Raw genomic sequence first — 23,084 nt, forward strand, 5'->3', positions numbered from 1 at the left:
CCTCACGGCTGCTGCGGCGGAGCGAGCGGCGGGAGCGTCGAGGGGGCCGCGGTCGCCACGGCGCTTCCGCCGCGCGGCCAGGTCGTGACGCTCACCCGACGCTCTCGGCCGAAGGTCCGCGCGACCACGGCGCGCACGTCGGCCGGCTCGACCTCCTCGAGCGCGCGGAGCAGCCTCGGCAGGCTGCCCGGATCGAGCGCAGCCCGCAGCCGCAGATCGGTGATCGGCCGAGGAGACGCGGGCGGCGGCGCGACCGTCGCGCGCCGGGTGAGCTCTCTCTCGAGATCCAGCTTGAGCAAGGCCTTCGCGAGGGCCAGCTCCTTCCAGGTGGGCCCGGACGTCGCGAGCGACGCGAGCTCGGCGTCGAGGCGCTGCTCCAGCTCGGCGGCGCTGCGCGACGGCGCGGGCGTGAGCTCCACCGCCGCGACGCTCGCCTGCGCGCCGAGCGACAGGCGCCCCGTCACCTCCGACGCGAGCTGCCCCTCGGCCACGAGGGTCTTCGCGAGCCGCGCGACGCGCGGGCTGACGAGGATCTCCATCGCCACCCGGAGCGGCGCCTCGTCCGTGCCTCCCTCCGGCGGCGCGATCCAGCCATAGAGCAGCCGCGGCGCCGGCACCGCGTCCTCGATGACGATCCGCTCCTCGCGCGGATGCGGCCCGATGGGCCGCTCCGGCTCCTCGACGGCGCGCTGGAGCGAGCGCGCGAGCGCCTGCTCGACCGCCGCGCGGGAGACGTCGCCCGAGAGCGCGATCGTCGCCTGGGCCGCGGCGCGCTCGCGCCGGAGCGACTCGGTGAGCAGGAGATCGCTCGCCGCGCCTGCGTCGCCGCGCGCACCTATCAAGGTGCCCTCCAGCGGGTGGCCGGCGGGGAACAGCGCGTCCCCGAGCGCAAGCCACGAGGGGCCGTACGGCGCCCGCTCGAGCGCGCGCCGCGAGGCCGCGCTGGCCTGCCGCCGGAGCTCGGCAACGCGCGCGTCGCTCGCCTCGCCGAGCAGCATCCTGAGCCGCGCGGCGACGAGGTCGATGCCGACGTCGAGATCCCGCGGAGGCACGGAGATCGCGACGCGCGCCTCGCTGGCGAGCGCGGGCCCCGCCGCGCCGGCGTCGCCCGCGGACCGCGCCGGGACGGCGACGGCCGCGCTGATCGAGACGAGCGGCGCCGCGGGGTCTTCCCGGAAGTCGACCGCGATGCCGTTCGGGAGGCGGAAGCGCTGCACCTGCTCCTGGCCGAGGCCCGCGAGGAGCCCGATCTGCTTCTCGATCGCCGCCTCGCGCCCCTTGAGGGCGCGGCGCGCGCTCGGGCCTCCTGCGTCGTCGAAGGGCGACGGCGGGACGAGGCGCCCGCTCCGGATGCCGAGCGGGTCGTCCTCGAAGGCGGGGCGAAAGCCGACGCCGCCGCCGATCATCACGATCGGGAGCCTCGCGTCGAGCGCCTCCGGGTTGCCGAGGAGCGGCATGGGCGCCGGCGCCTGGCCGGGCGGGGTGAAGAGGGGGAGCCGGTTCCGGCCGAGCGACACGGGGCGGGGCGGCAGCGACGCGCCGTCCAGCGCGAGCTCGCCGATCGCGGCGCGCCGCGGCAGCCCGGCGCTCGCGCCGTCGCCCTCGTCCTCGTCGAGCTCCTCGTGGTCGAGGTAGGCGGGGAAGAGGGCCATGGCGCGCGCGACGCGCTCGGCGGGCAGCGAGATCAGGTGGTCGACACGGCCGGGCGGGACACGGTCGCGCAGGAGCTCGGGGTTGTGCTCGCGCAGCACGGCCGTCGAGATGCCCGCGGCGCGCGCGATCGTGCGGAGCCGCGTCCCCGGCGGCACCGCGACCTCGCCGAGGTCGAGCGGCGGGAGCGGCGCGACGTCGGGCAGGTCCAGCCCGAAGCGCCCGCGGTTCGCCGCGACGATCGCGAAGGCGACGATCTGCGGCACGTAGTCCGCGGTCTCCTTGGGGATGGCGCCGGCCTGCGAGAGCTCCGCGAGCCCGACGGGCCCGCGGGCCTCGGGATCGCGCGCCGCCGCGACCTTCGACAGCGCGCGGAGCACGCCCTCGTGGCCGAGGTTGTACGCGGCCAGCGCGAGGTCCCAGCGGCCGAAGCGCTCGTACAGGTCGCGCAGGTGCGCGGTCGCGGCGTCCGTGGCCCGCGTGATGCCCATGCGGGCGTCGATCCACTCGGACTGCTCCAGGCCGTAGGCCTCGCCCGTCCTCGGCATGAACTGCCAGAGCCCCGCCGCGCCGGCCGGCGAGACCGCCCGCGGGTCGAAGCCGCTCTCGATCGCCGCGACCCAGAGCAGATCCTCCGGCAGGCCCGCCTCGCGGAGCGAGCGCTCGATGATGTCGCGGTACGCGCCGGCGCGCCGGAAGCGCCGCTGGAAGAGGGCGCGCCCCTCGTCGGACTGGGCGAAGAAGCGGACGAACCGCATCGTGCGGCGCGTGAGGGGCACGTCGAGGTCCGGCATCGCCAGCGTGGCCAGCACCGCCCCGTCGGGGTCCTCGAGATCCTCGTCCGCGGCGGGCTGGAACTCGTGCACGAGGAGCGCCGTGAGGGCGGGCGGCGCGTCGCCAGCGGGCGGCGGGCAGGCGTCGGCCGCCGCCGCGAGGGCGGGCGCGCGATCGAGCAGGCTGGGATCACGGAAGGCGCGGTACGCCGCCGAGAACGACGCGCGCACCGACGGCGCCTGGCCGACGGCCGCGCCCGAGATGCAGAGCAGCGCGCCGAGCCCGGTCCACAGAGCGGCTCGCCGTGCCCAGCTCATCGACGTGGATCTTGCTCCGAAACCGCCCGCCAGCGCTACGGCAAAGCGCGGAGTCAACGGCGGCGCCGTGGGTTGCTCGACGTCGCCTCGCTTCCCGGTGCGCCCCGGCGCGCCCGCGGCGATCGCGGTGTTCGCCGCATCCCGCGGTGTTCCCGCGGTGTTCCCGCACGAATTCCTCGGCGATCTGCCCCGGCGCCGCGCCCCGCGCCTGCCCGGGGCCGACGGCCCTCGCTGCGACCAGCACTAGCCGCCCGCGTCCGGGCGAGCTAGCACGCATCGGCGATGCGCTCGCCTCCAGCCGGATCCCCTTCAGAAAAGAGCTCTCGGCTGGGCGAGGTGCTCGACTTCATGAAGCTCCTGTGGGCCGTCGATCACGGCCTGCAGTCGACGTCGAAGCGCATGGAGGCGAAGATGGGCGTGACGGGCCCGCAGCGGCTCGTCATCCGCATCGTCGGGCGCTACCCGGGGATCTCCGCCGGGCAGCTCGCCGAGATCATGCAGCTGCACCCGAGCACCCTCACGGGGGTGCTGAAGCGGCTGCAAGAGCGCGGGATCATCGAGCGCCGGGTCGACCCGAAGGACGGGCGCCGCGCGCTCCTGGGCCTCACCGCGCGCGGGCGCGAGCTCGACAGCCTCCGCACCGGCACGGTGGAGGCGGCCGTGCGACAGGCGCTGAAGTCGATGCCGCGGCGCAAGCTCGACGCCGCGCAGGACGTGCTCGCGGCCGTCGCCGAGGCGCTGCAGCCGCAGCAGAGCGACGGGTAGCGCCGCCGGTCGGATCCGCGCGCGCGGCGCGCGATCCAGTCAGGGCAGCGCCGATCGGAGAATGCCTGCAGGCGCGCACGGCGCTGGAGCCGAAGCGCGCTGAGCGAACGGCGCTTCGCGGCCCGAAGCGCGGCGCACGCTGCGTGATCTGCGCGAAGCGCAGGGCCGGGCCGCGACCCGCGGCCCCTCCGGACATCGAACAGAGAAACGGCGGTCGTCCCGCACGGCGATCCGCGCCTCGCCGTCTCCGAGACGGAGGACGTCGCCGCGCCGGACCCGTGAATCGAGGCACTCGGCGCGATCTCCGCGCGGCGCGCGCCGCGCCGAGCGCCTCCCATCACCACGACGGGGGAACAATGAGGCACTGGGTTCTTGGCTCGATCAGCGCGGCGATCCTCGCGGCGTCATGGGGCTGCGGCTCCGGAGAACGAGGCGGGCAAGCAGAGACGGGAGGCGGCGGGCACGCGGCGGGAGGCGGAGGGCACGCGGCGGGAGGCGGAGGGACCGGGAGCCACGCCGCGGCCTGCACGATCGCGGCCGAGGGCCTGAAGGTGAGCAGCGGCCGCGGGATCACGCCCTCGATCGCGTGGACCGGCGCGGGCTTCGCCATCGCCTGGCAGGAGCGCGCGGCCGACGAGGGCGACATCCACCTCGCCATGGTCGACGCGGAGGGCGACAAGCTGCGGGAGGAGGTGATCGATGACGGGCCGGGGGTCTCCAGCCACCCGAGCGTTCACCGCGACGGGCAGGGCCTGCTCGTCCTCTGGCAGGATCAGGACGGCGCGGGCAGCGTCGTGCGCGGCCGCCGCGCGACGCTGGGAGGCGTCGTCGAGGGCGCGGCCTTCGATCTGGCCAGGAGCGGAGCGGCCGAGTCCTGGCCCACCGCGGCGGCGGGCCAGGACGGGACGCTCGTCGCGTGGATGGACGCGGGCGGGTCGCAGCTCGGCCACCTCGACGGCGGCGCGCTGAGCAGCTCGACGCCGCTGGATCAGGCGCAATTTCCGGCCGTCGCCTCGGACGGCGAGAAGACCGCGGTGGTCTGGACCCAGGGCGACGCGCTCGACTTCGCCAGGCCGGGCCAGGAGAGCGCTCCGCTCGATCCGATCGCGCACCCGGGCGTCACGGCGAAGCTGCCGCGCGTCGTGCTCGGCGGGGACGACGCCTTTGTCGTCTGGGAGGACACCCGCAGCGGCGCGGAGCAGATCCGCGCGCTCCGGATCTCCGCGCAGGACGATGTGTCGCCCGAGGCCATCGTCTCGCGCGGCGAAGGCAGCGCCAACTGGCCGGCGCTCGCGTGGACGGGGCACGGCCTCGCCGTCGCGTACTACCAGTTCCGCGACGGTCCCCCGGGCGTCTTCGTCACGCTGCTGGGCCGGGACCTCGAGCCCATGGGCGACGAGATCGAGGCGAGCGGCGGCGCGACCGCCCGGTACCCGGCGCTGGCCTGGACAGGCCAGGAGCTCGGTATCGCCTACACGGAGCAAGACCAGGGCATCCGGCTCTCGCGCGCCAGATGCCCCTAGAGCGACAAACGGGCTGAAACGACGAGAAAAAGCAGAGATTTCACAGGGAGGCGAGGAGGCGGGGAGCGAGAGACGGCAAGAGGGAGAAATTCATTTCTTCTTCCTCCCCGCCTCCCCGTCTCCCTGTGAAAATTCTCCGGGTTTCAACGTGGCCGCCCGCGACGGCGCGAGGTCGTCGCTCGCAGCGGCGCAGCCCGATCGCCCGCGCCGCCTGACGCGGCCCCGGATCGAACCCTGCAACCGCCCTCGGCGTGGCCGTCCTCCCCTGCGCCCTCGCGATCCTAATCTGCACAGCCGTGCTCGGCGCCTACGCCGTGCGCGTCGCGCGCCGCGGCCGACCCGCGATGCCGCGGCTCGGCGCCTCTCCTGGGAGCGCGCTGCTCCCCAGGCCGGTGGTCGAGGCCTTCTACTGGTCGTTCCACGCCCCCGCACGCGCGCTCGTGCGCCTCGGCGTCTCGCCGGACGCGCTCACCTACCTCTCGCTCGGCCTGTCGCTCGCCTGCGCGCCGCTGCTCGCGGCCGGCCGCTTCCGGTCAGGCGCCGCGCTGCTCATCGCCGGCGCCGTCCTCGACGCGCTCGACGGCATGGTGGCGCGCGAAGGCGGCAAGGCGTCGCGCGCCGGCGCGGTGCTCGACTCGTGCCTCGACCGCCTGTCCGACGCCGCGCCGCTCATCGGCCTCGCCGTCTTCTACCGAGAGCACCCCGCGGCGCTCGCGATCCCGCTCGTCGCGATGGTCGCCTCGTCGCTCGTGAGCTACGCGCGGGCCAAGGCCGACGCTTACCAGATCTCGCTGCCCGACGGGCTGATGCGCCGGCACGAGCGGCTCGCCTACCTCGTCGCGGCGCTCATCTTCGGTCCCGCCGTGCCGACCACGCGGCTGACAGGCGCCCTCCCCTTCCCGATCACGATCGCCTGCCTCGCCCTCGTGGCAGGCGTCGGCCTCGCCGCGGGCCTGCGGCTCGTGCAGCGCACGCGCGCCGCCCTCACCGCGGCCGACGCGGCGGCGCTACCCGAGCCGAGGACGACCGCGCGCTCCGGTGGAGAGCCCCGCGCCTGCTCCGCGGCGGAAAGGCCACGAGCGCGCCGCTGTGACGCCGGCCAGGGCGGCGCGGCTCAGGCGAGCGGCGCCTTGCCGCCGCTCGCCGAGACGTCGGGCTCCCAGAGGAGCTCCGGCGTGCCGAGGAGCGCGGCCGCCCAGCGGCTCCAGACGAAGAGCGCGTCGCTCAGGCGGTTCAGGTAGCGGACCGCGTGCGGATCGGCGTGGCCGTCCTGGGCGAGGCGCACGCAGCAGCGCTCCGCCCGACGGCACACCGTCCGCGCCACGTGGAGATCCGTGTTGAGCCGCGAGCCGCCGGGGAGGACGAACGAGCGCAGCGGCGGCAGATCGGCCTGGCAGCGGTCCATCTCGGCCTCGAGGAGATCGATCTCGGCCTGCGTCACGCGCGGCTGCTTCGGGTGGACGTCCTCCGGGAGCGTCGCGAGGATCGACCCGAGGTTGAAGAGCTCGTGCTGGACGCGGAGCAGCGTGCGCCCGAGCTCCACGAGGCGCTGGGCGCCCTCGCCCGGCGCCCCCGGGAGCAGCTCGATCAACGTCTGCCGCGCGGCGCCGACGAGCGCGTTGAGCTCGTCGACGGTGCCGTAGGTCTCGATCCGCGCGTCGTCCTTCGGGACGAGCTGCCCGCCGACGAGCCGGGTCAGCCCGCCGTCCCCCTGCCGCGTGTAGACGCGGTTGATCGTGATCTTCGGCGCCTTGAAGACGCGCGCGCCGCCGCTCTCCTCGGCGGCCGGCTCGTGGTCACCCGTCCCGCGCGTATCGTCGTCGCTCACGGGGAGCTCACGTAAGGGGTCAGCGCACGAGGGTCAAGAAACGCCGCCGGGGGTGATGTTGACGATCCTCCGGGGGAAGTGGAAGAGTCCTGTCCCTATGCGCTCAGCAGGGCCGCTGCTCCGTCATCCCGTTTCCATCGCCCTCGTCCTCGCCGCGATCCCCGTCGCGGCCGGCTGCGCCGCCGAGCCGGCCGCGCGACCGGCGCCGAAGCCCGCCGTCACGGCGGAGATGGCGCGCATCGCGGAGAGCCAGCGCCGCGTCGACGAGGCGAGCCGCGCGCTGTCCGACAAGCGGTACGCCGACGCCCGCGGGCTGCTCGACGAGGCGAGCGGGCTCGGCGTCGACTCGCACCGGTACCAGATCGGCGAGCTGCGCGAGAAGATCGACAGGCGCGAGGCGAAGGTCTGGGCCGACGACGCCGCCGAGCTGCTCGACAAGAAGGAGTGCGAGGCCGCGTTCCACAAGCTGTCGGCGCGGATCGACGAGCTGAAGAGCGAGGCGTTCACCCACGAGGTGCGGCGGCTCGTGGCGTCGCAGGCCGCGGCGTGCGCGAGCAGGAAGGTCGACGACGCGACCATCGCCGGCAAGCTCGCGGAGGCGCGCGCGTTCCTCGCGGCCCCGCCGACGAGGGCGGTCCTCGGCGACGCCGCCACGGACCGGCTCACCGCGGAGCTCGACGCCACCATCGCCGAGGTCCTCTATGCGCAGGTCGAGGCGGACGTCTCGGCCGGACGCTGGGCGAGCGTGGTCGAGAAGATCGACGCCGCCGTGAAGCGTGGAGACACCTCCGAGGAGCAAGGGCGCGCGATCCTCGGGCGGGTCCGCGCGGCCGCGGCGCCACGGCTGGCCGAGCTCGCCGGCAGGGCCCTCGGCACCCAGGACGCGGAAGCCACGCTCGAGCAGCTCGACGCCACCATCGCGCTCCTGCGCTGGGAGGCGCCCGCGCCCGACGCGGCCGAGCTGCCAGGGAGCGGCGCGCTGCCCGAGCTGCTCGCGCGGAAGCGCGCCGCCCTCGCGGCGTGGGTCGAGGCGCGGAAGGTCCGGATGAAGCCCATGAAGAAGCCGGAAAAGCGCTGGTCTCACGGCACCGTCGCGGTCTCGCCCGCGTCGGACAGCGACGGCGAGCCGACGCGCAGCCTCCTGCCCTCGACGCCCGTGTGGGTGATCGGCCAGACCAAGGATCGCGCGCTGGTGACCGAGGTCGACCCCGGCACGGCCGTGGTCACGGCGGCGTTCGACGTCGCGATCGGGTGGGTGCCGCTGGCGCGCCTCGCCCAGGAGCCGACCGTCGACTGGCTGCCGCCGAACGACCAGCTGAAGGGCGAGCGCGTGTGGGGCCCGCTCCGGGAGAAGCAGCCGACGCTCGAGCTCGGCGTGGTGAGCGACGTCCAGGGAGCCGACATCACCGTCCGGCGGCTCGCCGACGACGCCGAGATCAAGCTGCCGCGCAAGCAGCTGCGCAGCGGGCGCCTCGCCCCGGGCACCAAGGTGCTCGCGCTCTGCAAGTCGGAGAACGAGCCGGCGACGATCATCGACGTGCCGCCCGCAGGCCGCGTCGCGCGCATCCAGTGCGAGGGGGGCATGCAGAAGGAGGAGCCCCTCGCCTCGCTCCGATCGCGGCCCGATCTCCTGCCCCGCAGCCGCTAGCGCCGCCCTTTCGGAGCCCCGCCCTCCGGCCGCCGCCGAGCGGCTGGCTGCGCCGCGCCGGCAGGCCGAGCCGACCCGCCTCGCCCCTGCCGACAGGCGCGGCGCCCGCGCTGCCCGCGCTGCCACAATTCTCGACCGCCGGCCGTCCGTCGTTGACTCGTCGCGCCGGGCACCTAAGTCTCTCCCTCCCTGAGGAGCCACGATGCCTACGACCTATAGCGACCTCATCTCCGACGTCCGCAAGTCCATCCGCGAGCTCTCGCTGACTGAGCTCAAGCGCCGCCTCGACGACAAGGTCCCGATGGTGCTCCTGGATGTGCGTGAGAAGGAGGAGTACCGCGCCGGCTTCATCCCGGGCGCGATCTCGATCCCGCGAGGCTTTCTGGAGATCCAAGTCGAGCAGAGGCTGCCGGACAAGTCGGCCCACATCGTGGCCTATTGCGCCGGCGGCACGCGCTCGGCGCTCGCCGCGAAGACGCTCCAGGAGCTCGGCTACACCAACGTGGAGAGCGCCAACCCGGGCTTCACCCGCTGGAAGGACATGGCCTACCCGGTCGAGATGCCGCCCAGCCTCACGGACGCGCAGCGGGATCGGTACTCCCGGCACCTGCTCCTGCCCGAGGTCGGCGAGGCGGGGCAGGCCAAGCTGCTCGCCTCCAAGGTGCTCCTGCTGGGCGCCGGCGGCCTCGGCAGCCCGGCGGCCCTCTACCTGGCCGCCGCCGGCGTGGGGACGCTCGGCCTCGTCGACGCCGACGTCGTCGACAACTCGAACCTCCAGCGGCAGATCCTCCACGCGACCTCGCGCGTGGGCAAGCCCAAGGTCGACAGCGCCGAGATCGCGATCCGCGACCTGAACCCCGACGTGAAGGTCGTGAAGTTCCAGGAGCGCGTCGACAGCGGCAACGTCGACCGCATCTTCGAGCAGTTCGACGTCATCGTCGACGGGTGCGACAATTTCCCGACGCGCTACCTCGTGAACGACGCCTCGGTCTTCAAGAAGAAGCCGGTCGTGCACGGCTCGATCTTCCGCTTCGAGGGCCAGGTCACGACGTTCATGCCGGGCGTCGGCCCCTGCTACCGGTGCCTCTACCCCGAGCCGCCGCCCCCCCACCTCGCGCCGAGCTGCCAGGAAGCGGGCGTGCTCGGGATCCTGCCGGGGACCATCGGCATGATCCAGGCGACCGAGGCGGTGAAGCTGATCCTCGGCAAGGGGACGCCGCTCATCGGCCGGCTCCTCACCTACGACTCGCTGCGGATGAAGTTCGGCGAGCTCAAGCTGCGCCGCGACAAGAACTGCCCCGTCTGCGGCGAGTCGCCGACCATCACGAGCTACATCGACTACGAAGGCTTCTGCACGCTCGGCTGAGCGGACACGCCACGCGCGGCGCGCGCGACGACGAGCGCCCGCGCGGCGGGGCGCGCGCGACGACGACCACCAGGACCCCATCCACGACGACGAGCGCCCGCGCCGCGCGGCCGGGCGCTCCGCTGTGTCACGAGGGGTACTGGAGCACCGTGGCCTTCTCGGGCCGCTCGATCGCCTCCACGCGGCTCGTCACGATCTGCCGCTCCATCCCGTCCTGATCCATCTGGGTGAAATAGATCGGGCTGCCGACGCGCGCGTTCTGCGGCTCCGGGATCACGACGCCGTTCGGGTTGATCCGAACCGCGCCCTGGAGCTTCAGGTGCAGCGCGAGGTGGGCTGGCCTGAACTTGCGCGCGGCCCGATCGCGGACCGCGACGCAGACGTCGTCGCGGACGTGATACTCCGTGTTGCGGGTGATGAAGACCCGGTGCTTGCGGCGCTCCATGCCGGTGTAGTCCATGCTCGCTCCTTCCCGCCCTTCGGCGCGGCACGCATCGTGGCAAGGCGCGCCGCGCGTGGCCAAATTCGTCGCTGCCGCGCGGCCCCCGGCGTCCCGCACGAAATCAGGTGCCGCAGCAACTTTGTGCGAATCTCCGCGCGCTTTTGGGACGCAGCGCGCGGCGGTGCCACGATCGCGATCGCCATGTCGCGCAGCGAGCGTCTACCCGGTCCCGGTCTGGCGAAGGTCCAGCGTCCACCGCTCCTCCAGCGGAGGCACATCGAGCTCGTGACCTGCTCGACGGGGCGCCTCCACGCGCTGTTCGACAGCGCCGACGTGCTGAGCGAGGGCAGCACCCGCGACGAGGGGGGCGCGCTCGTCTACTACGGGTCGACCAGCCTGCACGTCGCGCTGCCGCCGGACGCGCCGCTGGCGGCGCTGCTCGATCGGGCGCTCACGCTCGACCCTCACCTCAGGCTGCGGGCGCTCCGCGTGGCGCACCGGGAAGCCGCCGCGCGCGCGGGGGGCCCGCTCGGGCCGATGCAGGCCGAGATCCGCTGCGGCTTCGCGGCGCGCGCCGCGGCGGTCTCGTTCGCGCTGACCGTGGACGTCACGGCGCGCGTGCTGGTAACGACGGACAGGACGGCGCGCGCGTGATGGCGATGCAAGGACCTTCCCGACGAGAGCGCGACCGCGGGCCGTGCCCCCTTGACGCGCGTGTCCACGTGGAGAACGGGAGCACTCCGGCGCGAGGCGGGGTACGCTCCCCACGACGCGCTCTGCCTCCGCCGATCCTCGGCGCGGAGCCGGTGACGCTGCGATGAGCAAGAAGGACCGTTCCGCCTCCGGAAATTCCGACAAGGTGATCCACGTCGTGTTCGGCCCTGGTGGCGGGCGGGTGTCGCAGCCCCCGCCGGCGCCGCGGGCGGGCGCGACGGAGCCGCCGCCCCCTGCGCCGGGCGCCCGCGAGCCGGTCACCGACATGTTCACCGGCACCGAGGTCGCGCGGCTGCTCGGCATCTCGCCCGGGCGACTGCGCTCGCTCGATCGCGCCGGCATCGCGGCGCCGAGCGGCCGGCGGCGGGGGCGGCGCGCGTACACCTTCTCGGACCTGATCGCGCTGCGCGCCGCGCGCGACCTGATCGCCCGCAAGGTGCGCCTGCGCGACGTCGCGCGGGCGATCGACAACATCCGGACCGCGCTCCCCAAGGTGACGCGCCCCCTCGCCGAGCTCCGCGTCGCCTTCGACGGCAAGGCGGTCGTGGTCCGGGGCGCGTCGGGCGCGTTCGAGCCGCTCACGGGGCAGATGGTGCTCGACTTCGACGTGAAGGAGCTGCGCGACGACGTCGTGCGGGTGCTCCGCCCGAAGGTGGGCCGGGAGCGCGCGCGCACCGCCTACGAGCTCTACATGCAGGCCAGCCAGCTCGATGAGGATCCGGCGACGATGGACGAGGCCGAGGCGCTCTACCGTCGCGCGCTCGAGATCGACCCGTGGCTGGCCATCGCCTACACGAACCTCGGCAACATCTGCTTCCGGCGCAACGCCGAGGAGCAGGCGGAGGCGCTCTACATGAAGGCGCTCGATCTCGACGCGGCCCAGCCGGAGGCGCAGTACAACCTCGGCTACGTCATGCTCGAGCGCGGCCAGGCGGCCGACGCCATCCGCTATTTCCAGGGCGCGATCTCGAGCGATCCGCGCTTCGCGGACGCCTACTACAACCTCGCGATGGCCTACGAGCAGATCGGCGATCCGACGAAGGCGCGCCCGTGCTGGCGCAGGTACCTCGAGATCGAGCCGACCGGCACGTGGGCCGAGATCGCGCGCAGGCACCTCTGAGGCGGGCGCCGCGGGCGTCGCCGACGCGCCCGCGACGTGGCAGGTCTTGGCGGTCGGAACCAGCGAGTGAGCGCGAGAGGTTGCCAGAGCGCGCTCCCATTCAGGAGAGGTGAACGAGATGAGCGACGTGGGATCGGCCCGGCGGGCCAAGGACGAGCTCAAGGCCAAGATCAGCGGCGAGCCGTGGTGTGTCGGCGTCGGGGTCGAGCGGGAGGACGGGGTGGGCTTCATCGTCCGCGTCAGCATCCGGTCCGGAGGAGCCGACGCGGCGCGCACGGTCATCCCGGAGCGCATCGGCGGCGTGCTGATCAAGGTGATCGAGAACGACCCCTGAGCACGGCCGATCCGCGGTCTTCAAATATCGCCAGGCCGCGCAAACCGTGTAAGCTGCGCGCCTCGTGAACGAGCGCAATCTCTCCCGCCGACTTTCCACGAGCATCGTTGACGCGTTGAAGGCGCACGGGCACATCCTCGTGGCCAGGGGCGGCGCGACGGCGCTCGCGCGCGAGCTGGAGGACAAGATGGCCGCGGACATCGCGGCCATCACGCCTCGGCTCGAGCCGTGGGCCCTCGTCGACGGAGAGCCCACGACCACGTTCGGCACCGACGAGATCGACGACCAGGTCGAGGAGCTCGTGGCGAGCCTCACGAGCACGTTGATGGAGTCCGAGCACGTCGAGGACATCTTCACCGAGGACAACGTGATCAAGCGGGATGTCTTCCGCGTGATGCGCGACGCGCTGCTCGGGCCGCGGCCCGAGCTCGGCCTCGAGGACGACGGCCCTGTGCACGTGCGCCTGGACACCCTCGGGTACGTCGCCTCGACGGTCGGCAAGCGCGCGCCGGCGCAGGTGCTGCACGAGTCGCTGACGCGCGCGGCCCAGAGCGCCGGCGGCAAGCTGACGGGCTACGATCCCGAGCTCCGCGAGGCGACCTTCTCGCTCGAGAGCAGCGACCCCGACGCGCGGCTCGAGATCGAGGAGGCGGTGGCCGACGAGCTCTCCGATCTCGTCGAGGCGAAGGTGGTGACGCTCCCGATGATGGAGCGCCGCTTCGAGCTGCAGCGCAAGATCGAGCCCGGGGCGCGCGGCGGTCTGCGCCAGCGGATCGACTCCATCGCCTCGAGGATGCTGCGCGAGGGCGGCTGTGCCGCGTCGTGGGAGCTCGCGGGCGATCGGGTCCTCAAGCTCAAGCTCACGCCGCTGTCCGAGCAGGATGCGCTCGAGGTCGACAGCCACATGACCGACTTCAGGCGTGAGGTCGCGGTGGTGCTCGGCGACCCGCTCGACGAGCTCGACGTCGCCGGGAAGCCGGCCGCCGCTCCCCTGCGCAACGACGCCCCGCCGTCGCGACGCCGCGAGCCTGCTCCGGTGGCGGTGGAGGAAGAGAGCGAAGACCTCGACGACGAGGAGGAAGAAGACCTCGACGACGAGGACGAAGACCTCGACGAGGACGAGGAAGAAGACCTCGACGAGGAGGAAGAAGACCTCGACGAGGAGGACGAGGAAGAAGACCTCGACGAGGACGAGGACGAGGACGAGGACGAGGACGAGGACGAGAACCTCGACGAGGAGGAGGCGCCCTCCAAGAAGGCCGCTCCGCGTGAGAAGCCCCGCAAGCCGGCGACGGAGCAGCCCGCGGCGAGCAAGCCCAGGGCCGTGGCGGTCCGAGGCGCGAAGAAGGAGCCGGCGAAGAAGCCGGCGGCCGCGACCAGGAAGGCGAGCGCGCCGGCGGAGAAGGCGGCGACCGGGAAGGCCGCGGCGCCGGCCTCCGTGAAGAAGGCGGCGAAGGCGCCCGCCAAGAAGGCGGCGAAGGCGCCCGCCAAGAAGGCGGCGAAGGCGCCCGCCAAGAAGGCGGCGGCGAAGAAGCGCTGATCGCGCTCAGCGGGCGCGGTTGCGGTAGACCAGGATCACCGGCACGCCATCGGGTCCAGCGATGTGATCCGGGCGCGTGGTCCCGAACGCGACCCACGCCTGGTACGCCTGCCCCAGCATGTGCTTCTCGTGGTGGTAGAGGGCGAAGTCCGCGCCCGCGACCGCCCCCACGCCGCGGATGTCCGCTCGCAGGCGCCCGTCGCGCAGCAACATCTCCCACGCCGGGCCAGCGGTGTCGTGGATGTACACCGTCCCTCGGGGTGGGACGTGCTCGTTGAGGTACGCGACGACCGCGCCCGTGGTGTACCCCCAGAACGTGCGGTTCAGCCCGAGGTTCGCCGCGCCGGGCGCGCCGCCGACCAGCGGCGTGTAGCTCGAGAGCGCCCACGGGTGCGCGTGCAGCGTCTCGGCGATGGGCGCCGCGACGACCGCCGCCCCGAGCAGCGCCGGGACCAGCGGGCCGCGCGCGAGCGCGGCCGCGCGCGTGGTGTTCGCGCCGGCGCGCGCGCGGGATCCGCGCGCGCGCCGGGAAAGCAGCAGCGCGCGTAGACCGGCGCGCGCGCGCCGCACGGCGGCGGAGAACGCGGCGCCGGCGAACAGGGCGATGAACGGGTAGGCCGTCATCCAGTGCTTCGTGCCGCCGAAGATCGGCGTGCTCGGCGAGAGCCACGCGCCGTACACAGCGGCGATGGCGAGGAACCAGAGGAGCGCCGTGCCGCCGGGGTCGTCCGCGGGCGGACGGAGCCGCGCGGCGAGCGCCCGCTCCGCGGCGAGCGCGAGCCTCCCGCCTTCCGGGGCGAGCCGCGCCGCCGCGCACGCGAGCGGATAGAGGAGGCGCTCGCGCGCTGCCGCGCAGAGCCCCGCGGCGAAGAGGACCAGCGTCACGACGGGGACCGTCGCCGCGGTCATCACGGGCGCGTAGGCCCTCGGCATCGGCGGCGTCCAGTAGTTCCGGCCGAGGAACTCCATGTTGTAGTACTCGTGGTTCAGGTGAAACGACGCGTACTCGCGGAGGCGCGGGAGCGTGTCGCGCCAGATCCACGGCCAGAGCGCGTAGAAGACGAGCGGGCCGATCGTCGCCATCGCGGCGAGCGCGGCGAGCGCTCGCCGGGCGCCTCCGGGCCGCGCAGGCGACGCCGCGGCGGCGGCCGCGGGCGCCGCCCTCGCCGCGCTCGCGCGCAGGGCGATCCGGTCCCTGAGCGCCATGCCGGCGGCGTGCGAGACGCAGACGATCGGCAAGAACCAGGAGTTGTGCTTCGTGTCGAGCGCGAGGCCGAAGGCGATCCCGGTGAGCACGGGCCACAGCGCGCCGCCGTCCCGCAGCGAGCGCCAGTAGGCGTAGGCGCACAGGGCCCAGACGGTCACGATCGGCGCGTCGAAGCACGCGAGGTGCGCCTGGTAGAAGTACCGCGGCAGCATCGCGAAGAGCGCGGCCGCGGACGCGCCGGCGAGCCGATCGCGCGCCTGCGTGCCCCAGAGGTACACGAGCGCCACCCCCACGCCCGACAGGACCATCGCGGGGAACCTGTAGCTCGTGCCCTCCATGGCGAAGAGCCCGAGCCGCTTCTGCAGGACGAGGTTGGAGAGCGCGAAGAGCGACTTGATGAGGCCGGGGTGCTCGTGGTTCACCGACCAGGCGGCGTCGACGCGCCGCGGATCGAGCGCCGCGCGCGGCGCCTCGAGGAGCGCCTGGAACCACGCGCCGTAGCGGTCCGCGGCGAAGAAGTAGAAGCCCTCGTCGCGCGCGTAGCCGAGATCGCCCGCGGTCGCGAGCAGCAGGGCGACGTACGCGGCCGCGAACGCGAGCGCGATCAGGCCGTCGGCGGGCGCGAGGGGCGCCGGGCGCTTCATCGGGTGTCCGCCTCGAAGCAGTAGTGGCGGTGCGTGTAGTCGTCGGATCTCACGGCGAACTCGACCTCGGCCCCGGCCGCGCCCGCGTGGGCGCCGAGCGGGAACTCGAACGCCGCCCACCCGTCGCCGTCGGCGTGCGTCGCCTCGCCCACGGCCTCGCCGTTCACGCGCACGGACAGCGTGACCGGCGCGCCCCGCCGCTCCCGCTCGATGATCCAGTACATGCCCGCGTGCCCTCGGATCACCGAGCCGAGCGGGACGCCGCGGAAGCGCGTGACGATCTCGCCGTCCCTCGGCGGGTGCGACCAGATGCACCGGCGAGGGCGAAACTCCTCGTCCGCGATCACCGTGACGCCCACGTTGAAGAACGGGCCGCCGGGGCACTCGAAGCGCTCGGCGGGGAACGTCGGGTTCCCGCCGAGCCCGCCGGCGGCGATCCGCGCGCGCGGGTTCCAGCGGCACGCGGCCGGAGGATCCGTGACGCGCACGTCGGCCGACGCCGGCGCGACGCTGTCGACGAAGTCGTAGACGACGCGCGCGGGCGACGGGTTCACGAGGCGCCGGAGCACGAAGGGGCCGCGCTCCTGCCGCGCCTCCTCGCGGAAGCCCGCGAGCTCCTCGGCGCGCTGGCCGAGGACGCTGATCTCGACCGCGGCCGCGTAGCGGCTCTCGTCGGGCCGGGCGGCGTCGCGGAGCGGCATCAGCTCGTCCCCGAGCGCGCGGCGCGCGGCCGGATCGGCCCACCCGGGCGCGACGACAACGAGATCCCCCGGCTGCTTCATCGCCGCGAGGGGCGCCCCCACCTCGCGCCATGCGTCGAAATCCGGAGCGCTTTCGCTGAAGTACACGTGCGCCGCGAGCTCTCCGAGGCCGAGCGCCGGCAGGCCGAGGAGGGCGAGCAGGCCGAGGGCGCGGCGCCGGCCGCGCGCGCTCGTCGCCTCGCCCGCGGGCGCGGCGGTCTCGCGGGGTTGTGCCGGGATCACGGCGGACCCTACAGCTCGATCGCGTAGACGACGCTGCCGAGCGGCATGCGCTGCATGCGCTCCTCGATCACGCCGCGGAGCGCCTTCCAGGCGCCGGCCTTCTCGACGTACGTCTCGCGGAGGCGCAGCGCGCCGGCCTTGTCGCCGCGCGCCTTGATCCCGAGCACCGCCCTCGCGAGCGCCTCCGCCGCGGCGGGCAGCTTGTCCGACTGGATCGAGAAGCACCCCTTGTCCGCGCCGTTCGCCGCGGTCTCGCCGCGGTAGAAGCCGATCGCTCCTGCGTCGAGCAGGCTGCCGAGCTGGATCGCGGCGAGGTGACCATACGGCCGCGGCTCGCCGCCCGCTGTGTACATGCCCTGACCCACCTGCCCGAGCGCCCAGATCACGTCCCTCACCTCGGACATGCGGGCGAGCGCCGGGTCGAGGACGCCCTTCTGCGCGAGCCAGCCGGTGAAGAAGAGCGCGCCGGTCTGGGCCTTGAGCTCCTCGAGCATCGAGGCGAGCGGGCCGCCGAAGAGCTCGTCGTCGGTCTTGCCCTGCACCTTGTATCCCTGCGCCGGGCCCAGGTTGTGGGCCGCCTCGTGCAGCACCGTCCCGAGCGCGGCCACGGGGCGCTCGAGGGACACGCTCTCCATCGTGGTCTTGCAGAGGAGCGACGCGGCGGCCTCCCGGAGCGCGGCGCGGCTGTCGTCGTCCTGCAGGAGGTTCACCATGACCACGGTGCGGCCGCGGCCTTCGGTCGCGACAGGCCCCCAGTTCGGCAGGCTCTGCCCTGCCGTCCCGCCGGTCGCGGCGCGCGACTCGCCGGCGTTCAGGAGGACGTCGATGAAGTCGGGCAGGTGGAAAGCGACCTTGCGCGCCCTGTACGGCGCGCCCGCGAGGGCCGCGAAGGCCGTCTCCATGTCGGACTTCACCGGATCGAGCTTCTTCTGCCAGGTCAGCGACTCCTGGTTGATCCGCGCGAAGCTCACGTGGAAGCCCGCCTTGCGGCTGCACGGCTCCCAGTAGGTCTCGTCCGGCCCCACGCGCAGGTACCACGCCGAGTTCTCGGCGTTCATCTTCGCCCAGGGCTCGTCCGCGGCCTCCCAGCGGTTGTCGAGGAACGCCTGCGACGCCGCGAGCAGGTAGGCCTTGAACGCGGCCTCGCTCGGGCTCTGGATCGCCTCGGCCGCCGCCTTGAGCTCCCGGCTCACCGCCTCCATCTCGGGCTTGTAGGCCTCGCTGTAGGGCACGGCCTTGAGGGCGCCGCGCTCCTCGACCACGACGGTGAAGGGAGAGAGGAGCGCCTTCTGATCCGGGCGCGCCTCGAGCGCAGCGCAGAACTTCTTGTCCTGCTGGAGGCGCGCCGGATAGACGCCGGTGACGCGGGGCGGCCTGCTCGGCAGCGCGCTGCAGTCCGGATTGTCACGCGTCCTCGGTTGCTGGCACCAGGGCCCCTGGTTGCGCCAGAACAGCGCCCGGCTGGCGGGGTCGTCGGCCGGGATCTGGTCGGCCATGCCGGCGGAGCCGAGCTGCTTCGCGTGGATCTGCTCGATGAGCTCGGCCACCTTGAGCAGGTGGCCGACGATGGCGCGGTCCTCGGCCGGCGCGCCGCGGAAGTCGGACCGGAGGAGCGAGGGGCGGCCGGCCGCGAGCTCCGCGAGGACGGCATCGCGGCGGCGCACCTCGGCCTCGTCGAGGCCAGCGCGCAGGTGGCCCTCGGCCTTGACCCGGGTCATCGCGGCATACGCCGACGTGAACGCCGGGGTGAAGGCCCCGGAGGCGACCCAGGCCGGCGCCGGCGTGTGGCGCCAGAGGGCGGAGACCTCGTCGGGGTCGACGGCGCCCGAGCCGTTGCGGTCGGCGATCCAGAACAGCGGGAGATCGAGCTCCACGGCGATGCGGTTGAGCTCGATCCGGGGGATCTGATCGAAGCGCGGGGCCTGGGGCGCGGCCGGGGTCGGCGTGGGCGCGGGTGTCGCGGCCGGCGGCGGCTCGGCCGGCAGAGGGGGGTGCGGAGCCGAGCAGGATGCGCCCGCGGCGAGGGCGGCGAGCCCGGCGAGGGGGGCGGCGAGCGGGGCGCGGCGGGACGGCGGGATCGGGAGGGAGATCTTCATGGCTGGAGCTCCGAGGGGCCCTTGACCTGCGAGGCGCGCGGGGCGGCCGGGAGGCCAGCGAGAGCGAGGAGGCGCGCCGCGAGAGCGCCCGGCGCCCTGGTCGCGCCGCGAGAACGCCTCCCCGCGCGATCGGCCGCCGGACTGCCAGACGCGCAGGAGCGTAGAACAAGGACGCCCGGAGAGGGGGTGTTTCTACGCGCGGGCAGGAAGGAGCGTTGTCCGGCGGCGCGGGAGCGGCCTCATGCGGAGGGACGGACGTCCGCCGCCCTGGGCAGCCGCTGCCCGAAGATGCCTGCCAGGAGCTCCCCTGCCCCGTAGTAACAGAGATAGCCGGCCAGCACGAACTTGAGAGGCACCGCCGACGCGGGCAAGAACAGCAGAACGAGGCCGGCGAGCGTCGAGCCAGCGCCCACGACGAAGAGCCACCTCGACTCCACCATTCCCTTGAGCACGATCGACGCCGCGACGCGCATCGCGCCGGAGATGAACGCCCAGAATCCAACGAAGACCGCGAACATCTCGACCATGGTACCGCGGCGGAGCACGACGAGGCCGAGGAGGAGGCTCGCCACGCCGCGCACGCGGGAGAGCAGGCGCCGGACGGGCGGCTCCCGCGACGCACCGACGAGCGACAGGGCGCCATCGATGATCGCGTAGGCGGCGAAGGCCAGGACGAGCAGGCGCCACCCCGCGGAGGAGCCCTGACCGACGGAGATCGCCAGCGCGCCGGCGCCCACGGCGAGCGCGAGGGCGCCTTGCGCGATGAGGATCCATCGGGAGCGCTCCGGGCGCGTCGGCTTCGGGAAGATCGTCCTCGCGGCGGCGAGGGCCGCGGCGACCGGGCTCTTCGTCGCCGGACGTGCGCGATCGGGCTTCGCGTCCGGGAGCACGAGGGGCATCCCGCGCTCGACGGCGCGACCGTCTTTCCACTCCAGATAGCGGACATGTCCGTCCGGAGAGATGCGAAGGAACGAGTTGAGAGGCCCGGCCCATGAACCGCTGTTGAAATACCAGTCACCGATAGCGCCTGCCTTGTGGGTGTGCCCGAGGACGGCCACGTCGTATGCGCCCGTGTCGAGCTCCGCGCGGACCCCGACCACGTGCTCGCCGAGCCGGTCCGGGTTCTGCGCCGGCGTCAATGCCCCGCTGGGGGACGGGTCCCTCTCCGTCACGCGCTGGCTCATCGCCGCCAGGCTGCGCTTCCAGATCGTCAGTATCGAGTCGCCGAACTTCTCGAGGACGTCCTCCACGCTCTCGCCGCCCTTGAGGAGAGGAGAGCCGTTCTCGTCCTCGGCGACGCCGGCGAGGATGGAGAACATGCGGCCGAAGCCAGGCTCGTCCCCGGCGTTGAACGGATCGGTCTCGTGCCCGTGGCAGAAGTGGAACCGCTTGCCGCCGAGCTGTCGGGTGAACGGCGCGCGCATGCACGCGAAGAAGGGGTGATTGAGGAGGTCCGTCTCGATGAAGTGCACGAGATCGACGTCGTGGTTGCCGGGCACGTAGACGAGCCTCAGCGCGGCGAGCTGGTCGAGGAGCGCCCGCCGCTTCACGAACAGGAGGCTGAGGTTCATCTGCCAGAGCTCGAAGAGGTCGCCGAGGATGAAGAGCTCGCCCCCCTCGCTGCCCACGTGGTCGAGGAATGCACGCAGCTGCGACGTCTTCCTGCCTGCCTCGAAGTTGTCGCGCGCGCCGCCGTCACCGATGTGCAGATCGCTGATGACGAAGATATCCCTGGCTGCGCCATCCATTGCCCTGCTCCAGGGTGGCGCGATCCCGCCATGAGCGGCGGCCGCGTCCCCCGCCCCACGCGCGTCGCAAGCCGCGTGCCGCGAGCGACGATGTGCAGGAGGGCGAGCGCCGGGCGAGCGGGCGGCGCGGGGGGCAGCGCCACACCGCACGGGCGCTTTCGACCGCGCGCGGCGCGGTAGGCTGCGCGCCGCTTACGGCGACGACACGACGGCGGGTTGCGAGACGGCGCCGTGGTTGCCGCCCTCGCCCGCGTCCTCGCCGCCGCCCGCATCTGCCTCGATCTCCTCCTCCTCGCTCACGTCGTCGACAGCGGTGCTCGACACCCGCGACAGGAGCTTCGGGGTCACCTCCTCGAACGCGTCGCCGTGAAAGTAATACCCGATCTTCCGGAGGTCGGCGTAGCGACGGACCAGGAGGGTCCAGAGCCGGTCGCGCATCGTCTCGGCCTCGCCGCGCTGCTTTGCCGCGGGCCGGCGGGCCCCCTCGGGGGTGAGGGTGTCGAGCAGCCACTCGCTCGCTTCCCGCAGCTGCTCGAACTCCTCCTGGCTGAACGGGTGCTTTCCGCGGAGCGCGACCGCGTGCTCCTCGTAGAGGTGGGCCAGCGCCATCCCGTCGCTGGCGAGATCGTACTTGCCGCTGCCGGCGCGGATCTCGGCCACGACGTCCTTCGGCAGGAGCCCCCGCTTGGCCAGGGTCTCGGCGAGCGTGAGCATCGGCTCCCGCAGCTCGATCACGACCTTCAGCTTGGCCTCGATCTCACCGGAGCTGGCCGGCTTCGCCGTGACGCGCGTGGCGGCGAAGACCAGGGCCCGGCCGAGGTCCGGCAGCGCGAGCACGTCGTCGAGCGGCAGCTCGGGCAGCGCTCGCCGAATCCGCGCGGGATCCGCGCAGGCGGCCTGGAAGCCGCGCTTCACGTTGGCGAAGGCGATCCGCACGTCCGCCCGACAGACCTCGACGTCGCGGTCCGGGAGCGCCATGGCCTGCGGGGCAAAACGCTTGTAACAGGCGTGGTAGGTTGTCTTTGCCGTGGGAGTCGCCGTGGGCGCCTTCCCGGTGTGTGCTTGTTGGGTCTTGGCTTTGGCCATCGTGGGAACCTACGTCCAGGCGAGCGCGACGGTAGGCCACAGCAGCGCCGGATGTGTGCTCGGAGGAGCGCAGGATCTCGACGCGAGGGGGATGGGGCTGCGGAGGGAGGCGCCCCCGTGGCCGCGAACCCCGGGGCGGGTGTGGATGGGGTCACGTAGTGTCATTTCGCAGGCCGATCTGTAAACGGTTGGATACACGTAGTGTCATTTCGCAGGCCGATCTGTAAACGGCGGGACACACGTAGTGTCACTCCGGATGCCCTCCTCTCGATGGGGGGACGCACGTAGTGTCACCCGGCAGGACGCCACAGCGGTGGAGCGATCCACGTGACCTCCGGTAGCGCCCGCCGTGCGGGGGCCACCGGCCGCGCTACGCCGCGCTACGGTGCAGACCGCCGGCACAGGGCCAGCTGGCGCAGGCGGGCGCGGAGGTCCGAAGGGACTGGCGCGGCGTGCAGGTCGCGAGGCCGGCGAACGCAGCGCGCCGGATACGTACAGCCGCCACTCTTCTGGATCGAGCGTCGTGGCTCCCGTTCCTGGATGCGGGCTTCCCCGCAGAGGGCCCACTCCGCTGCGGAGGCTCCGGTCCTCGACGCGCCCGTGACCTCGGCCCGCTGCGCGACGACTTCCGGGCAAGCCGCTCATCGAGCCGAAGTAGCGAGGCTCATCACGAATACCGGAGTCACCCCTCTGCCGCCGTCGCGACCTGGGAGAACGGGTCTCGGTAAACCTCGTCTACCGACAGAGCGCACCCGATCGCCTCCAGATGTGCGCCCTCTCCAGCGCGGGCCTCCCGGAGCGTCCACGAGTCGTCCTCGTTGCGGTGAAACACCTCGATGCGCTGCTCGTGCTGCGAGACGAGCACGTACTCCCGGAGCGAGGGGATCCGCCGGTAGTGCGCGAACTTCTGCCCACGGTCGTAGGCCTCCGAGCTCTCGGAGAGGACCTCGACCAGGACGATCGGGTTGAGCGCCGCGTCCTTGTCCTCGCGATCGCGCTCGAGCCTCCCGCAGACGACGCTGACGTCAGGGTACGTGGCGAGCCCGGTCGCCTGCACGCGGACGCGCAGATCGGAGGAGTAGACCGCGCAGGGTCGCCCGCGGAGCTGCGCCCGGAGCTCGGCGCCGACGCTCAGGCACAGGCGCGCGTGCTCCGGCGTCCCGCCGGCCATCGCGAAGATCTCGCCGTTCAGGAACTCGTGCTTCGTCGGGCTCGCCCGCTCCTGCTCGAGATACTCGGCGTATGTCCAGACGATCCTGCGCGCCGGCTCGTTCATGGTCCGGCAGTATGCCACGCCAG

17 protein-coding genes and 1 pseudogene are annotated in these 23,084 nt (G+C 73.3%); 9 read left to right on the plus strand and 9 right to left on the minus strand.

Annotated features, from left to right (window positions below):
* Positions 1-2: 2 nt before the first annotated feature.
* Positions 3-2,741 (minus strand): transglycosylase SLT domain-containing protein, encoded by a 2,739-nt coding sequence (locus tag WMF22_RS21335; protein ID WP_438036842.1) that lies wholly within the window; start codon positions 2,739-2,741, stop codon positions 3-5.
* A gap of 282 nt (positions 2,742-3,023) precedes the next feature.
* Here WMF22_RS21335 and WMF22_RS21340 point away from each other — a divergent pair, with 282 nt between their 5' ends.
* The 3 genes and pseudogenes from WMF22_RS21340 to WMF22_RS21350 form a co-directional block, all read left to right on the plus strand.
* A complete protein-coding gene (locus WMF22_RS21340; protein ID WP_437300874.1) occupies positions 3,024-3,506 on the plus strand; it encodes a MarR family winged helix-turn-helix transcriptional regulator in 483 nt (160 codons plus the stop codon).
* 356 nt (positions 3,507-3,862) lie between these two features.
* Positions 3,863-5,029 carry a hypothetical protein gene (locus tag WMF22_RS21345; protein ID WP_438036843.1) on the plus strand — a complete coding sequence of 389 codons (1,167 nt, stop codon included), beginning with the start codon at positions 3,863-3,865 and terminating at the stop codon, positions 5,027-5,029.
* 344 nt (positions 5,030-5,373) lie between these two features.
* Positions 5,374-5,820: pseudogene (locus WMF22_RS21350) on the plus strand (CDP-alcohol phosphatidyltransferase family protein); the annotation flags it as partial.
* 323 nt (positions 5,821-6,143) lie between these two features.
* On the opposite strand, the gene WMF22_RS21355 reads toward WMF22_RS21350, so the two are convergent.
* Positions 6,144-6,857 (minus strand): cob(I)yrinic acid a,c-diamide adenosyltransferase, encoded by a 714-nt coding sequence (locus WMF22_RS21355; RefSeq protein ID WP_438036844.1) that lies wholly within the window; start codon positions 6,855-6,857, stop codon positions 6,144-6,146.
* A gap of 97 nt (positions 6,858-6,954) precedes the next feature.
* On the opposite strand from WMF22_RS21355, the gene WMF22_RS21360 reads away from it, so the two are divergent.
* Positions 6,955-8,505: a hypothetical protein gene (locus tag WMF22_RS21360; RefSeq protein WP_438036845.1), complete on the plus strand. Its 1,551-nt coding sequence runs from the start codon at positions 6,955-6,957 to the stop codon at positions 8,503-8,505.
* Between the two features lie 202 nt (positions 8,506-8,707).
* Positions 8,708-9,871 carry a molybdopterin-synthase adenylyltransferase MoeB gene (gene moeB / locus WMF22_RS21365; protein ID WP_437300879.1) on the plus strand — a complete coding sequence of 388 codons (1,164 nt, stop codon included), beginning with the start codon at positions 8,708-8,710 and terminating at the stop codon, positions 9,869-9,871.
* 127 nt (positions 9,872-9,998) lie between these two features.
* On the opposite strand, the gene WMF22_RS21370 is transcribed toward moeB, so the two are convergent.
* Positions 9,999-10,331 (minus strand): hypothetical protein, encoded by a 333-nt coding sequence (locus WMF22_RS21370; protein WP_437300880.1) that lies wholly within the window; start codon positions 10,329-10,331, stop codon positions 9,999-10,001.
* A 183-nt stretch (positions 10,332-10,514) separates the two neighbouring features.
* Here WMF22_RS21370 and WMF22_RS21375 point away from each other — a divergent pair, with 183 nt between their 5' ends.
* From WMF22_RS21375 to WMF22_RS21390, 4 genes are all read left to right on the plus strand, one after another.
* Complete coding sequence (locus WMF22_RS21375) at positions 10,515-10,967, plus strand: hypothetical protein (RefSeq protein ID WP_437300881.1); 453 nt, start codon at positions 10,515-10,517, stop codon at positions 10,965-10,967.
* 163 nt (positions 10,968-11,130) lie between these two features.
* Entirely contained in the window at positions 11,131-12,147 is a 1,017-nt protein-coding gene (locus WMF22_RS21380; RefSeq protein WP_437300882.1) for a tetratricopeptide repeat protein, read from the plus strand.
* A gap of 118 nt (positions 12,148-12,265) precedes the next feature.
* Complete coding sequence (locus WMF22_RS21385) at positions 12,266-12,481, plus strand: hypothetical protein (protein WP_438036846.1); 216 nt, start codon at positions 12,266-12,268, stop codon at positions 12,479-12,481.
* Positions 12,482-12,545: 64 nt separating this feature from the next.
* On the plus strand, positions 12,546-14,021 hold the full coding sequence (locus WMF22_RS21390; RefSeq protein WP_438036847.1) for a hypothetical protein: 1,476 nt from the start codon (positions 12,546-12,548) through the stop codon (positions 14,019-14,021).
* A 6-nt stretch (positions 14,022-14,027) separates the two neighbouring features.
* Here the strand turns inward: WMF22_RS21390 and WMF22_RS21395 are convergent, their stop codons facing one another.
* From WMF22_RS21395 to WMF22_RS21420, 6 genes are all read right to left on the minus strand, one after another.
* The gene (locus tag WMF22_RS21395; RefSeq protein WP_438036848.1) at positions 14,028-15,872 is read right to left on the minus strand and encodes an ArnT family glycosyltransferase; all 1,845 of its coding nucleotides are present in this window, start codon (positions 15,870-15,872) and stop codon (positions 14,028-14,030) included.
* Entirely contained in the window at positions 15,869-16,855 is a 987-nt protein-coding gene (locus WMF22_RS21400) for a hypothetical protein (RefSeq protein WP_438036849.1), read from the minus strand. The genes WMF22_RS21395 and WMF22_RS21400 overlap by 4 nt, the downstream gene beginning before the upstream one ends.
* Before the next feature lie 8 nt (positions 16,856-16,863).
* Positions 16,864-18,951, minus strand: coding sequence for a hypothetical protein (locus WMF22_RS21405; protein WP_438036850.1), 2,088 nt, complete (start codon positions 18,949-18,951; stop codon positions 16,864-16,866).
* A 239-nt stretch (positions 18,952-19,190) separates the two neighbouring features.
* Positions 19,191-20,699, minus strand: a complete 1,509-nt coding sequence (locus WMF22_RS21410) for a metallophosphoesterase (protein WP_438036851.1) — start codon at positions 20,697-20,699, stop codon at positions 19,191-19,193.
* 192 nt (positions 20,700-20,891) lie between these two features.
* Positions 20,892-21,785 (minus strand): hypothetical protein, encoded by an 894-nt coding sequence (locus WMF22_RS21415; RefSeq protein WP_438036852.1) that lies wholly within the window; start codon positions 21,783-21,785, stop codon positions 20,892-20,894.
* Positions 21,786-22,467: 682 nt separating this feature from the next.
* A complete protein-coding gene (locus WMF22_RS21420; RefSeq protein ID WP_438036853.1) occupies positions 22,468-23,061 on the minus strand; it encodes a Uma2 family endonuclease in 594 nt (197 codons plus the stop codon).
* Positions 23,062-23,084 lie beyond the last annotated feature (23 nt).

Origin of the sequence: Sorangium sp. So ce204 (genome assembly GCF_051526795.1) — a bacterium.
Classification (GTDB): Bacteria; Myxococcota_A; Polyangia; order Polyangiales; family Polyangiaceae; genus Sorangium; species Sorangium cellulosum_B.

Bases quoted from the DNA above. Each gene is read 5' to 3' on its own strand.
- WMF22_RS21340 (WP_437300874.1), top strand. From the start codon at position 3,024: ATGCGCTCGCCTCCAGCCGGATCCCCTTCAGAAAAGAGCTCTCGGCTG.
- WMF22_RS21360 (WP_438036845.1), top strand. From the start codon at position 6,955: ATGCGCTCAGCAGGGCCGCTGCTCCGTCATCCCGTTTCCATCGCCCTC.
- WMF22_RS21345 (WP_438036843.1), top strand. From the start codon at position 3,863: ATGAGGCACTGGGTTCTTGGCTCGATCAGCGCGGCGATCCTCGCGGCG.
- WMF22_RS21375 (WP_437300881.1), top strand. From the start codon at position 10,515: ATGTCGCGCAGCGAGCGTCTACCCGGTCCCGGTCTGGCGAAGGTCCAG.
- WMF22_RS21335 (WP_438036842.1), bottom strand. From the start codon at position 2,741: ATGAGCTGGGCACGGCGAGCCGCTCTGTGGACCGGGCTCGGCGCGCTG.
- WMF22_RS21395 (WP_438036848.1), bottom strand. From the start codon at position 15,872: ATGAAGCGCCCGGCGCCCCTCGCGCCCGCCGACGGCCTGATCGCGCTC.
- WMF22_RS21385 (WP_438036846.1), top strand. From the start codon at position 12,266: ATGAGCGACGTGGGATCGGCCCGGCGGGCCAAGGACGAGCTCAAGGCC.
- moeB (WP_437300879.1), top strand. From the start codon at position 8,708: ATGCCTACGACCTATAGCGACCTCATCTCCGACGTCCGCAAGTCCATC.
- WMF22_RS21410 (WP_438036851.1), bottom strand. From the start codon at position 20,699: ATGGATGGCGCAGCCAGGGATATCTTCGTCATCAGCGATCTGCACATC.
- WMF22_RS21380 (WP_437300882.1), top strand. From the start codon at position 11,131: ATGAGCAAGAAGGACCGTTCCGCCTCCGGAAATTCCGACAAGGTGATC.
- WMF22_RS21405 (WP_438036850.1), bottom strand. From the start codon at position 18,951: ATGAAGATCTCCCTCCCGATCCCGCCGTCCCGCCGCGCCCCGCTCGCC.
- WMF22_RS21420 (WP_438036853.1), bottom strand. From the start codon at position 23,061: ATGAACGAGCCGGCGCGCAGGATCGTCTGGACATACGCCGAGTATCTC.
- WMF22_RS21415 (WP_438036852.1), bottom strand. From the start codon at position 21,785: ATGGCCAAAGCCAAGACCCAACAAGCACACACCGGGAAGGCGCCCACG.
- WMF22_RS21370 (WP_437300880.1), bottom strand. From the start codon at position 10,331: ATGGACTACACCGGCATGGAGCGCCGCAAGCACCGGGTCTTCATCACC.